This window comes from Gemmatimonas sp., from assembly GCF_036405635.1.
Taxonomy (GTDB): domain Bacteria; phylum Gemmatimonadota; class Gemmatimonadetes; order Gemmatimonadales; family Gemmatimonadaceae; genus Gemmatimonas.
In genome coordinates this window covers 1-13,130 of the sequence record NZ_DASWXE010000227.1, presented here as the reverse complement: position 1 = coordinate 13,130, position 13,130 = coordinate 1, and the positions used below count along the sequence as shown (strand labels likewise).

13 protein-coding genes are annotated in these 13,130 nt (G+C 63.2%); 1 reads left to right on the top strand and 12 read right to left on the bottom strand.

The genetic code is table 11. From position 1 onward, the window contains the following. From VGE27_RS17970 to VGE27_RS17915, 12 genes are all read right to left on the bottom strand, one after another. Positions 1-917: proton-conducting transporter membrane subunit (locus VGE27_RS17970; protein WP_331051059.1), on the bottom strand; the 917-nt coding region annotated here is incomplete at its 3' end. 6 nt (positions 918-923) lie between these two features. Continuing rightward, a complete protein-coding gene (nuoK, locus tag VGE27_RS17965) occupies positions 924-1,211 on the bottom strand; it encodes an NADH-quinone oxidoreductase subunit NuoK (protein ID WP_331051058.1) in 288 nt (95 codons plus the stop codon). Positions 1,212-1,218: 7 nt separating this feature from the next. Then, positions 1,219-1,728, bottom strand: coding sequence for an NADH-quinone oxidoreductase subunit J (locus tag VGE27_RS17960; RefSeq protein WP_331051057.1), 510 nt, complete (start codon positions 1,726-1,728; stop codon positions 1,219-1,221). Continuing rightward, on the bottom strand, positions 1,725-2,369 hold the full coding sequence (locus VGE27_RS17955; RefSeq protein ID WP_331051056.1) for an NADH-quinone oxidoreductase subunit I: 645 nt from the start codon (positions 2,367-2,369) through the stop codon (positions 1,725-1,727). Before VGE27_RS17955 ends, VGE27_RS17960 begins: the two co-directional genes overlap by 4 nt. Further along, positions 2,366-3,520, bottom strand: a complete 1,155-nt coding sequence (locus tag VGE27_RS17950) for a complex I subunit 1 family protein (protein ID WP_331051055.1) — start codon at positions 3,518-3,520, stop codon at positions 2,366-2,368. Before VGE27_RS17950 ends, VGE27_RS17955 begins: the two co-directional genes overlap by 4 nt. Continuing rightward, a complete protein-coding gene (locus VGE27_RS17945) occupies positions 3,517-5,028 on the bottom strand; it encodes a 2Fe-2S iron-sulfur cluster-binding protein (RefSeq protein WP_331051054.1) in 1,512 nt (503 codons plus the stop codon). Before VGE27_RS17945 ends, VGE27_RS17950 begins: the two co-directional genes overlap by 4 nt. Next, positions 5,025-6,383: an NADH-quinone oxidoreductase subunit NuoF gene (gene nuoF / locus VGE27_RS17940; protein WP_331051053.1), complete on the bottom strand. Its 1,359-nt coding sequence runs from the start codon at positions 6,381-6,383 to the stop codon at positions 5,025-5,027. Before nuoF ends, VGE27_RS17945 begins: the two co-directional genes overlap by 4 nt. Next, on the bottom strand, positions 6,380-6,880 hold the full coding sequence (gene nuoE / locus VGE27_RS17935; RefSeq protein WP_331051052.1) for an NADH-quinone oxidoreductase subunit NuoE: 501 nt from the start codon (positions 6,878-6,880) through the stop codon (positions 6,380-6,382). Before nuoE ends, nuoF begins: the two co-directional genes overlap by 4 nt. After that, on the bottom strand, positions 6,877-8,115 hold the full coding sequence (locus VGE27_RS17930; protein WP_331051051.1) for an NADH-quinone oxidoreductase subunit D: 1,239 nt from the start codon (positions 8,113-8,115) through the stop codon (positions 6,877-6,879). Before VGE27_RS17930 ends, nuoE begins: the two co-directional genes overlap by 4 nt. Then, positions 8,099-8,653, bottom strand: coding sequence for an NADH-quinone oxidoreductase subunit C (locus VGE27_RS17925; RefSeq protein ID WP_331051050.1), 555 nt, complete (start codon positions 8,651-8,653; stop codon positions 8,099-8,101). The genes VGE27_RS17930 and VGE27_RS17925 overlap by 17 nt, the downstream gene beginning before the upstream one ends. 2 nt (positions 8,654-8,655) lie before the next feature. Further along, on the bottom strand, positions 8,656-9,201 hold the full coding sequence (locus VGE27_RS17920; protein WP_331051049.1) for an NADH-quinone oxidoreductase subunit B: 546 nt from the start codon (positions 9,199-9,201) through the stop codon (positions 8,656-8,658). 2 nt (positions 9,202-9,203) lie between these two features. Beyond that, on the bottom strand, positions 9,204-9,569 hold the full coding sequence (locus VGE27_RS17915; RefSeq protein ID WP_041265508.1) for an NADH-quinone oxidoreductase subunit A: 366 nt from the start codon (positions 9,567-9,569) through the stop codon (positions 9,204-9,206). 433 nt (positions 9,570-10,002) lie between these two features. Between VGE27_RS17915 and VGE27_RS17910 the strand changes: the two genes are divergently transcribed. After that, entirely contained in the window at positions 10,003-13,017 is a 3,015-nt protein-coding gene (locus VGE27_RS17910) for a SusC/RagA family TonB-linked outer membrane protein (protein WP_331051048.1), read from the top strand. The last annotated feature ends 113 nt before the right edge of the window (positions 13,018-13,130 follow it).

Genomic DNA, 13,130 nt, shown 5'->3' with positions numbered 1-13,130 from the left:
TGCACAAGCGCGATAGTCGCGGCAAAGAACGCCGTCAGCACGCCGATCACCGCCATCACCTGCGAGGCATCGGGGGCCAGTACATACACCCCCGACATGCGCGCCACGAGATACACACCCGCCGTGACCATGGTGGCGGCGTGGATGAGCGCTGACACGGGCGTCGGACCGGCCATGGCATCGGGCAGCCACACGTACAGCGGGATCTGCGCCGACTTGCCCGTGGCACCGACGAACAGCAATAGCGCCACAAGACCAACCGAAATCATCGCGCCCTGCCCCGCCGCCAGCGCACCGTTGATGGTGTCCATGTCCAGCGTGCCGAACGCGCGGTACAGCAGGAACATGCCGAGCAGAAAGCCGGCGTCACCGATACGGTTGGTGATGAACGCCTTCCGACCCGCAGCGGCGTTGGCCAGATCGTCGAACCAGAAGCCGATGAGCAGATAGGAGGCCAGTCCCACGCCTTCCCATCCCACGAACAGCACCAGCATCGACCGGCCCAGCACCAACAGGAGCATGAAGAACAGGAAGAGATTCAGGTACGCGAAGAAGCGCCCGAAGCTCTTGTCGTCGTGCATGTAGCCGGTGGAGTAGATGTGGATCACCGACCCCACACCGGTCACGATGAGTGTCATGATCGCGCTGAGGCGATCGAAGTAGAACGCGATGTCGAAGGTGTTCTCACCCAGGGTCGCCCAGCGATAGAGCGGTTCGACCACCGGTGTGAAGCCGTTCGCTTGCAGCGCCAGAAACGCACTGATGGTCAGCGCGAACGAAGCCAGCGGCGCCGCACAGCCGATCAGCGCGGCAGTGCGGTGTCCGAACCGGTGACCGCCCAGTGCTGTGGCGAACGTGCCATTGAGGAGAAACCCGACCAGCGGAAGCAGCGCAATGAGCGCCAGCGTGTGCGACATGCCGGGTCAGCCCTTGAGCTCGGAGAAACGATCGAGATCCAGCGATCGCGCATGCTTGACCAGCAGCAACACGATCGGAATCGCCAACGCGACCTCCGCCGTGGCCACCACGAACACCAGGAAGACCATCACCGCACCCGCCGCATCGCCCCGCTGCTGCGAGAACGTGACGAGGCTGAGGTTCACGCCGTTGAGCATGAGCTCCATGCACATCAGCATGACGAGCGCATTGCGGCGGATCACCACGCCCAACAAGCCAAACACGAACAGCGCCCCGGACAGCCAGAGGAGCATCGTCACCTTATCCACGAGTGCTCCCTCCCGCCCGTCGGCTCACGCCGATGACCGCAAGCGCCGCGACGATCGCCGCCACCAGGAACACCGACGTCAGCTCGAACGCCAGCCAGTACTGCTGCAGGAACGCCGTGGAGAATGCCGTCAGCCCAAACGACTGCGACGAATCGGGCAACGCGGCCTGCGGCACGCCGGGCCGTGACATGCCCACCGCCAGTGCGCCCAGCAGCAACGCACCGCCAACGAGTCCCGGCACGAGCAGGTTGGAATAGCGCCGGTGACCGGGCGCTTCACGCACCTGCAACAGCATGATCACGTAGACCATGAACACCATGACGGCACCGACGTAGATCAGGACCTGAAACGCGGCGATGAAGTGCACGCCGAGCAATCCGTAGATCGCGCCCAGCGACATCATCGACGTGATCAGCGCCAGTGCCACGCGCATCGGCTCTTTCAGGACCAGCATCGACGCCGCACTCACCAGCGCCAGTACGCCGAAGACGGCCAGGATCAATGTTTCGATGGTGCACCTCCCTCCGACCGTGCGGCGCGCGTCAGCGACACCGGCTTGGGCGGATAGGGCTTGGCGACATCCGACTGCGGACGCCACGTCATCATCTCATCCATCGTCATCCACATGTTGTAGCGATCGTCGGACACGAGATTCGGCACGTCCGGCTCCATGCGGATGGCGTCTTCCGGGCACGCCTCCACACACATCCCGCAGAACACACACCGCGAATAGTCGATCTCGAATCGCACCGGATACTTGGGATGCGCCGGATCGTTCATATCGAAACCGGGCTCGATTTCGATGACCTTCGCCGGGCACACGGTCGCGCACATGTTGCACGCGATGCACTGTACCGATCCGTCCGGACGCTGCGTGAGCACGTGCTTGCCACGATTGCGCGGCGCAAAATCCGCCCGACGCTCCTCGGGATAGTACGTGGTCACCGCGCCACGCCGGCCAGTGATCCATTTGCCCATGTTGCGCAGGAACACGCCGGTGGTGATGGCAAGACCGCGCAGCACCTCCGGCAGATACGCCTTCTCCCACCAGTTCATGGTGGGCTCGTTCCAATACTCCTTGCGGGCATAACGCACCGGTTGCACCCGCGGCGCGCTGCCCTTCTCCATATCCGGCGTGCTCATGCCCCACCTCCACGCCACCACTGCACAAGCACCGTGGCCACCAGGTTCGCCACCGAGACGGGCAGGAGCAACTTCCACGACAGGCCCAGCATCTGGTCATACCGGAAGCGCGGCAGCGTCCAGCGAATCTGGATCTGGACCACGCACAACAAAGCCACCTTGCCAAGGAACGTCAGCATCTGCAGCGGCACGCGCACACCCTGACTCAGTGCGATCTCGCGCCCACCCGGCAACAGGAAGCCGGCGTCGCTCATGAACGGCAGGTTGTAGCCGCCAAGGAACAACGTGGAGAACAGCGCCGCCACGATCGCGATCTGGATGAACTCGGAGAACATGAACAGTCCGAGCTTCATGGCGCTGTATTCCGTGAAGTACCCGGCCACCAGCTCCGACTCTGCCTCCGGCAAGTCGAACGGAATACGCTTGTTCTCGGCGATCGCCGCCGTGAGGAACAGGAACGCCGCCAACGGCTGCTGGAACACCCCCCACGCCGGCAGCACACCCAATAGCTGCCCCGACTGCTGACGCACGATGGAGCCCAGGTCCACCGTACCGTAGATCAGGATGAGCCCCATCACCGTGAGCCCCATGACGAGCTCGTACGAGATCATCTGCGAGCCGGCGCGCAGGCCACCGAGCAGTGAGAACTTGTTCTCTGACGCCCAGCCAGCAAGCATCGCACCGATGATGGTGAGGCCGCTGAAGGCGAACACCACGAGCAGCCCCGCATCCAGCTGCGCGATCTGCATGGGATAGGTGCGACCGCCGAACCAATTGGCCAGCGAAGGAAACAGCGCGCCGGGATCGATCGTGCCACCAAACGGCACCACCGCAAACACCAGCAGCACCGGCGTGAACACCACGAACGGTGCCAGGAAGTATCCCAGCTTGTCGTGGGCGTTCGGCTTGAAGTTCTCTTTCAGCAGCATCTTGGCGCCATCGGCCATACCGTGAAAGAGCCCCATCCACACCAGCTTGATGTTGGTGAAGGGGATGCGGATGTACGCACGGTTGGCGCCGATGCGGTCGGACATCACCGCCGACTGCTTGCGCTCCACCCAGGTGAGCAGCCCACCAAAGCTCAGCAACATCACCATGGAGTAGGCGATGAAGACGAGCGCCATCACGAGGTCCGGCAGTGCGCTGCTCATGCCGACACCTTCTGGCGCGCACCGCTGCGGGCTTCGGCCGACACCAACATGCCAAACAGCACTTCCGCGTCACTCACCGTGGGCGCCGCCGAAAAGCTCTGGGCAAAGGCGCTGATCTTGCCCTCGAAATTCGTGTAGTGCCCCGCGCGCTCCGTTTGCACACTGATGGGCAGAAACACCCGCGCGGTCGCGTTGTCATCCGACGCATAGCTATCGAGTCGGATCACCTGCGCCCCGGCCGGCAGCGACGTGGCAGGCACACCCTCGCCCCACACCAGGACCACATCGGCATCCGTCGGGATCGCCGCCAGACCGTTGTCCGGCAACCCCGGGAACAGGGCCAGCGCGCCACGACGGTTGGGATTCTTGTCCGCTTTGATCAGGATGTCATCCTCCACCACCTCGCCTGGCATCGGCTGGTGATCGGACTTCACCCACGACGTTAGTCGCGCACCCAGCGATGCCGCGATGGTCTGTTGAAACGCCGCCAGTTCTTCGTTGGAGCCCCAACTGGAGACCAGCGCCACGGCCTTCTTCGCACCGCCCAGAAGTCGCGCAGCTTCAGCGATCGCTTCCGCACGATCCACGGGGCCACCGGCCACCATCGGCTGCTCCGCACGCGGACGCTCGAAGATGCGCGCCAGATCGCGGGCCTTGTTGCATACCCACGGCCCGTTCACCTCGGGATTCTCGCGCGGCGTCACGCGCTCGATGCGTGTATTGAGCTTGGGGTCCAGCGCCTTGAAGGCCCAGGCCTTCCGGCGATGCCACACATCAATGCTGCAGCCGCGCTCACAGCCCGGGCACACGGAGGGAGTAGCCTCCGTGTACCACACACGGGAGTTGTCGATATTCTCACGCGACAGCAACGCGCCCACCGGACAGATGTCGATGACATTGTCCGAGTACACGTCGTCGTTGAAGTTCGCGTCTTCGGCGGGGCGGATCAGCGAATGATCGCCGCGATGCACCGCACCAAGCGCCCGCGTTTTCGAAACCTCATTCGTGAACCGGACACAACGCGTGCACATGATGCAGCGCTCGTTGTCCAGCATGATGCGGTCGGACAACGGATAGAACTTGGTCGCGACATTCTTCCTGTCGCGGGACAGCGACGCCGCGCCGTTGTGCTCGTAGTGGTAGTCCTGCAGCGTGCATTCGCCGGACTTGCTGCAGATCCCGCAGTCCACCGGATGGTTGAGGGTGATGAACTGCATGGTGTCCTTCCGCAGCGTCTTCACCTTCTCCGAGTTGAGCAGCACCCGCATGCCCGCCGTCACCGGCATGTTGCAGCCGATATCGAACCACGGATCACCGTTGTCCTGCTCCACTTCCACCATGCAGATGCGACAGTTGCCGGGTACCGACAGCTGTGGATGCCAGCAGAAGTGCGGCACATCAAAGCCATGCTCACGGGCAGCCTGGATGACTGTCTGGCCGTCCTTGGCCGTCACCGGATGCCCATCGATGAAGAAGTCGAGAATCTTCTCGCTCATGCGATCGCTCATGCGGTCGCTCCCACGGCGGCAAACGGATCTTCCACCGTCAGGCTGCCGTCGTACATCGAGCGTCCGTGCGTGATGAAGTACTCGAACTCCTCACGATAATGATCGAGGATGGCCGAGCAGGCGTAGCCGGCCGAGTCACCAAGACTGCAGATGGTGGTGCCGTCGTTCGCGTTGGAGATGTGGTATAGGCGGTCGATATCCTCCGGCCTGCCCTCTCCGCGCACGACGCGGTCGAGAATGCGCTCCATCCACCCCATGCCCTCTCGGCACGGCGTACACTGACCGCACGACTCATGGTGATAGAACCGCTGGATCACACGCGCCACGCGCACCATGCAGGTGCCTTCGGCGATCACGATCATGCCGCCTGATCCAATCTGCGACCCAGCGGCCAGCGCCGAGTTGTGATCGAGCGTGCGTCCCTTGAGCTCGTTGGCGTCGAGAATCTTTGTGGACACACCGCCCGGGATCACGCACTTGAGGCCGCGGCCACCGAGAATGCCACCACAATCCTCGTAGATGAACTTCTCCCACGAGTAGCCGTACTCGATCTCGTAAACACCCGGGCGAACCAGGTGTCCAGAGATGGAAATCATCTGCGTGCCCGGGCTCTTGGGCAGACCAACTTTCCGGAACGCCTCGCCACCTTCGCCAACAATGGCGGGAATGTTGGCCAGCGTTTCCACGTTGTTCACGACGGTGGGGCGCTGATACAACCCCTTCACCGTGAGTCGGGGCGGGCGATTGCGCGGCCAGCCTTTCTTGCCCTCTAGCGACGCAAGCATCGCCGACGCTTCGCCGCACACGTAGGAGCCAGCGCCGCGATACAGCACGATGTCGAGCGAGTAGCCCGTGCCGAGAATGTTCTCGCCCAGCAAACCCGCCGCGTACGCCTCCTCGATCGCGTCACGCAACCGGCGGTATGGCAGGTCGAACTCGCCACGGATGTAGATGAACGCGTGACGACCCATGATGGCGTACGACGCGAGGATGAGCCCCTCGATGCACAGATGCGGCACATGCTCGAGCAGCCAGCGATCCTTGAACGTGCCGGGCTCGCCTTCGTCCGCGTTCATGCACACATAGTGCGGCTCCCCGTCGGTGAGCTTGATGACGCCCCACTTGCGACCGGCCGGAAACGCGGCGCCTCCATGCCCCAACAGCCCCGATGCCGAGACTTCCTTGGTGACATCGGTGGGCTGCATGCTGGTCAGCGCCTTGTGCAGCGACTGATAGCCACCGCGCGCCTTGTACGCCTCAAGCGAATGCGACGTGTCGGTGACCGGGAAGTTCATGAAATACTTCCGGCCACTGAGTGCGGGGAACGCGGGTGTGGTGCTATCGGGCGCCGTCATCGCGTGAGGTCCTCGAGCAGCGCATCCACGGTCGCCGGCGTGAGGTTCTCATGGTACGTGTCGTTCACCATCATCATGGGCGCGGTGCCGCACGACGCGAGACACTCCACGGTGCTCAAAGTGAACTTGCCATCTGCAGTCGTCTCACCCGGCTGGATGCCCAGCTTGTTGCACAAGTAGCCCACCAGCCCTTCGGCGCCACGCAGGGAACACGACAGGTTGTGGCACACCTGCAGGTGATGCGTGCCCAGGGGTTCACGGGTGAACTGCGTGTAGAACGCGATCACCTCGTCCACCTGCATGCGCGGCACGCCGAGGTAGGCCACCAGTTCGTCGATATCACTGTCGGCGATGTAGCCCCGCTCTTCCTGGATGCGGCGCAGGCACGGGATGGTGAGCGAACCCGTGAAGTCCGACGGATAGCGTTCCTTCCAGCGCTCGAACTCGGGGATCAGGTGCTGAATGTTCTGCATCTTCTCCGACGTCGGTTTGATCATCGGTCACACTCGCCGCCGATCATGTTGATCGAGCCGAACGTGGTGACGATGTCGGCGAGCTGGTACCCATCGAGCATGCGGTGGGCGCCGCCCATATGCACGAAGCTGGGCGAGCGCACATGCACCTTGTGAGGCACCCCTTCGCCCGTGCTCACGATGTAGAAGCCCAGCTCTCCGTTGGCGCCCTCGTGTGCCACATAGGCGTCGCCGGCCGGCACCACCGGGCCTTCCATCACCAGCTTGAAGTGATTGATCAGCGACTCGATCTCCGTGTACACCAGCTGCTTCTCCGGAAAGACGCAGCGGCGATCGTCCACATTGATCGGTCCCTCGGGGATCATGTCCATGAGTTGGCGAATCATGTACACCGACTCGTCCATCTCACGCATGCGCACGTAGTAGCGATCGTAGTTGTCGCCGAGAATGCCCACCGGCACATCGAAATCGAGTTCGGCGTACGCCAGGTACGGCGTGTCCTTCCGCAGATCCTGCTTGGCACCCGTGGAGCGAAGCACCGGGCCGGTGAACCCCCAGTGCAACGCCTCGGCGGTGGTCAGCGTGCCTACGCGACGCAGCCGATCGATGAAAATGCGGTTGCGATCGACCAGACCATGCACGCGCTCCGCGTACTGCTCGTAATCCCGCAGGATCTCACGCAGACGCTTGAACCACCCATCGGGTACGTCGGCTGCCAGTCCACCAATCCGGCCGTACGAGTACGTCACCCGGGCGCCGGTAAGTGCCGCGAGGTGCTCGTACATCGCATCGCGCACCGTGACGAGATACAGAAACGCCGTCATGGCGCCCAGCTCCATGAGCGAGGCCGCCACGCAGGTGAGGTGGTCAGCCACCCGCGAGTACTCCGAGAGCAGCGTGCGCAAGTACTTGGTGCGCGGCGTGATCTCGATGCCCATCAGCTGCTCCACACCTTCGCAATACGCAAAGTTGTTGATCAGCGCCGAGCAGTAGTTCAGGCGGTCGACATACGGGATGAGGTTGTGCCAGGTGTGATCCTCGCACTCCTTCTCGAAACCCCGATGCAGGTACCCGCAGTGCACGTCGGTGCGCAGCACCTTTTCACCATCGAGCTCGGCGATGATCTGCACCGTGCCATGGGTGGCGGGGTGCGACGGGCCGATGTTCACCACCACCGTGTCCTCACGCGACGGCCCGAAGGCGGCGGAGACGGGGTTGGCGATCGGCGGCTGGAGGATGGGGCTAGCGGACAAGGGCACCCTGCGGCGGACGGTACGGCACGAGTGGCTGCTCCTGCTGCTTGGGGTAGTCCTTGCGCAGCGGGTGCCCGGAGAACCCTTCATATAGAAGGATGGGGCGCAGGTCGGCGTTGCCACGGAACACGATGCCATACATGTCGTGGCATTCGCGTTCCATGTATCCGGCGGACCCGTACAACGACGTCAGCGTCTCCACGTCGGGCGCCGCCTCGTCCACGCGCAGCTTGAGGCGCACGCGCACGTGATGGGTCGAGGAATAGAAGTGATAGACCACTTCGAACCGCGGCGTCTGCCCCAGCCAGTCCACGGCGGTTACATCGAGGAACAGGTCGAAGGCAAAGTGGTCGCGGAGACGGCGCGCGACGGCCAGCAGGGCGTCAGGGAGCAGTTCGAGCACCAGGATGCCGCGTTGCACGCCGAGAGACCGGACGGGTCGGGCGGCGGACAGCGGGGTGTCCGCCTGGGCGTCGTCCCCCGTGGCGGTCACCATCTGCTCGTGGAGCGTCTGCTCGAGCTGCGCGAAAATCGGCGCGGTCACGATCAGAAACGGTCGTTGATGATGGGGTGTCGCCCGTTGGCGATCTTTTCCTGCAGTCGCATGATCCCGTCGATCACCATTTCGGGGCGTGGCGGGCAGCCCGGAACGTAGATGTCGACCGGAATGATGCGATCGATGCCCGGCAGGGAGGCGTAGTTCTGATAGAACCCACCCGTGCTGGCGCACACCCCGAAGGCCATCACCCATTTCGGTTCGCACATCTGCTCGTAGACCTTGAGCAGGATGGGTGCCTGTTTCTGGGTCACCGTACCCACGACCATGAGCAGGTCGGCCTGGCGGGGCGAGAAGCGCGGCAGGGCGGCCCCGAACCGGTCGGTGTCGTAGGCCGAGGCGCTGACGGCCATGAACTCCATGGCGCAGCAGGCAGTGACGAAGGGATAAGGAAAGAGCGAAAATTTTCGCGCCCACCCCACCAGTTCGTCTTTGCGCGTCGTCAGATACTCGAACGTCGCATGTTTTCCCGGGGTGGCGGATCCGGCGGTCGCCGGTCTCGTCACATCCACGATTGGTAGTTGCTTGCCGTACATGGTCACTCCGTCACGGCGTCCAGCACCCGCGCGCGGTACACATACAGCAGGCACAGCACCAGCAGCGCGGTGAACAGGAAAAAGGTGAAGACCATGAACCCCGTCAGCGGGCGCGCACCGAGCGCCCAGATGAAGAGGAACATGGTCTCGAGATCGAACAGCAAGAACAGGATGGCCACCGCGTAGTACTTGATCGGCACCGCCTTCACGTTGAGGACGTCGACGATGGTCGCCCCACACTCGAAGGGTTCGAGTTTGGTGGACGTCATGGCCGGTTTCGGCCCCAAGATCGCGTTCAGCGCGAGCGCCAGACCGACAAACCCGACGATGGCGCCGAAGTACAGTAGGAACGTGACGTATGGTGTCATCGCAGGCGGGCGGGATCCGCGAACCATGCCGGCAGGAAGGGGACCGGGCACGGATCGCCGAGAGGAAGGCCGGCTCTGCTTTGCAACCGACCCTTCGACGTGGGCAACGTGCGACAGGGTACCGGCGACGTCAAGCAGTTTTTCCCCTATTCAGCACTATGGCGCGTGATATCACCGTGCACGGTCATATGGAAGCCCATGGCGACTCGTCCCGGAAAAACGCACATGAAAGGGGCTGAACAGTAGGCACGCCGCTGGTCCCCCCACTAAGATTTCGGGGGCATTGACTGGGCCCCTGTCCCAGCGCAATGCGCCACATCACGTGGGTGAGCAGCTCAACTGTTGGTCCCACCCCCTCACCACGTGACGACTCGACGCCTGTAGCTGTTGGTACAGTGTTGTCGATTCATCAACCCCCGGAAGGAGACTATTGATGTTCCACCGAGCGATCACCCGTCGCTTGGTGGCCGTCGCCGCCCTCATGGTCTTTGCTGCTCCGCTGCGCGCTGTTCAGGCGCAGACGGGCACCATTGCCGGCAAGGTCACCGACGCCGCCACCAAACTGCCCATTGCCGACGTCCGTGTCGTCATCACGGGCACCACCTTCGAAGCGCAGACTGGACGTGATGGCGAATTCCGCCTGATCAACGTTCGTCCGGGCGCTGTCACGGTGTCCGCATTCCGCATCGGCTACCGCCTGAAGCAGGACACGGTCCGCGTCGCCGCCGGCGAGACGGTCACGCTCAACCTCGAGATGGCGCAGTCGGTCATCAACCTCTCCGAAGTCGTGGTCACCGGTACGGCTGGCAACCAGGAGCGTAAGGCCCAGTCCGCGCTCGTGGCCTCCGTCTCGGCCGCCGACGTCATCAAGGACGCTCCGGTCACCAACGTGGCCAACATGCTTCAGTCGCGCGTCCCCGGCGTGGCGCTGAGCGGCATGTCCGGCACCAAGGGCACGGCGACGACCATCCGCATCCGCGGCGCGTCGTCCATCAACCTGTCCAACCAGCCGCTCATCTTCATCGACGGTGTGCGCGTCAATGAAGGCCAGGTCGCGGCCGGTACCGGTGGCCAGTCGTTCGACCGCTTCAACGACCTCAATCCCGAAGAAATCGAGAGCATTGAAGTCGTGAAGGGCCCGGCTGCCGCCACGCTGTATGGCGCCGATGCCTCGGCCGGCGTGATCCAGATCATCACCAAGAAGGGTCGCGCGGGCTCCAACAGCTTCCAGCAGACGCTGCGCTTCGAGCGCGGCCAGGCCAGCGTGGATCATGTTGAGCTGCCGCGCAACTACGGCCGCTGCACCGCGGCGCTCATTGCCGCCACGAGCACCAACCCCCTCTGCCGTGGACAGGCGGTGGGCACGCTGGTGAACGACAGCCCGCTCGACCGTGTGGACGTGTTCCGCAAGGGTGAAGAGCAGATCTTCAACTACGGCATCCGCGGCGGCGGCCAGAACTACGGCTTCTCCTTGTCGTATGGTTCGGACAACTCCACGGACGTGCTGCCCAACGGCAATTTCAACCGCTACAATGTCCGCACCAACGTCAACTACGTCGCGAACCAGAAGCTGAACTTCGACGTGGGTTTGGGCCTGGTGCAGACGAAGACGCGCCTGCCGAACAACGACAACAACATCTTCGGTTGGCTGGGTGGTTTGCTCCTCGGTCGCCCCACCACCGTCAGCGATGCGGCCAATCGCGCGGCCACGCCCGACGGCTGGTACTCGCAGCGTCACTACAACGCGATCAACGCGATCGACGCCAACCTGCTGACGAAGCGTGCGACCACGTCGATCACGGCCAACTACACGCCGACCGAGTGGTTCACCAATCGTTTCACGGGTGGCATGGACTACGCCACCGACCTGCAGACGGCCTTCTCGCCCAAGAATGACAGCCTCTGGTACGGCGGTCTGACCGACGGCGGCAGCAACACGCAGACGTCCCGCGCCATCGAACGCTACACGTTCGATTACCTCGGCAACATGAAGAAACACTGGGGCCCGGATTGGGAGACCAACCTGTCCTTCGGTCTGCAGACGATCTCCACGCGTAACCAGAACGTGGTGGCGCAGGGTATCGGCTTCCTCACCAACGCTGGTAACTCGGTCAACAACGCGGCCACCACCACCGGCAACAGCGGCTTCACCGAACAGCGCCAGTACGGCTACCTGGGTCAGTTGCAGGTCGGCCACCTGAACCGCCGCTTCCTGCGGCTTGGTGTGCGCGTCGACCGCAACTCGTCGTTCGGTAACGATGCCCCCACCTTCGTGCTGCCGAAGATCGGCGGCTCGTGGGCCATTGGCGAAGAAGATTTCTTCCAGGGGCTTTCGGGTGTGATCAACACGATGCGCCTGCGTGCCTCGTGGGGTACCACTGGTCGCTCACCGCAGGCGGGTGATGCGCTCCAGACGCTGGCGTCCTCGGCGTTCAACATCGTCGGCACCACCGGTGCAGGTGCCGTGTACGGCAACCCCGGCAACACCGACCTCAAGCCGGAGCGCGGCACCGAGTTCGAAACCGGTATCGACGCCGGCTTCCTGAACAACCGCATCTCGCTCGAGCTCACGTACTTCAACAAGAAGACGACCGATCTCATCATCGCCCGCCCGATCCCGCCGTCGCTTGGCTACAATGCCAACCCGCTGGCCAATCTCGGTGGCGTGCTGAACGCCGGTACGGAAGTCGCGGTGAACGTGCAGGCCATCAACGCCCCCAACTTCCGTTGGGACCTGCGTGGTGCTGCCAACACGCTGAAGAACGAAATCACCAGCCTTGGTGGCCAGTCGCCGTTCGCGGCTCCGGGTAGCGGCACGGGCCGTATCCTGCAGGGCCAGCAGCTTGGCGTGATGGTGGCGAAGACGGTGAAGAGCGTGGATCTGCAGAATGGTCGCGCGGTGGTGACGGACACCCTGACGCCGGTAGGCAACATCTACCCGACGCTCGAGTGGAACTTCACCAACAACTTCACCATCATGAAGAACCTGCGTGTGTCGACCCTGATCGACGCCAAGCGCAACTTCACGGTGTTCAACAACACGCGCTTCTTCCGTGAAACGCAGATCGGCAATTCGGTCGTATTCCTCGACACCACGATGATGTCGCGTGAAGACCGCATTCGCCGCTTCGGTCCGTTCGTCTCCGAGAAGGACGGCTCGGCGGTGCCCGTCAATGACGCGCGCTCGGGCTTCATCGAAGACGGTTCGTTCGTGCGCTTCCGCGAACTTTCGGTCACCTACTCGGTGCCGCAGTCGCTCACCCGCAAGGTGGCCAACCGCCTGCAGAACGTGTCGGTGACGTTCGCCATGCAGAACATCAAGCTGTGGACGGACTACTCGGGCTTCGATCCCGAGCTGAACGCCCAGAGCAACGGCTTCTCGCGCGAAGACTTCCTGACTGCGCCGGTGCCGCGTCGCTCGGTGCTCCGTTTCAACTTCAACTTCTAACCGCGAGAGATCATGAAGAAGATCGTACGCGCGGTTACGCGCACCACTGCTGGAGCCCTGGTGGCCCTGGGCGCGTCCGCCTGTGGTGACAGTTTTGTCACTGTCACCAATCC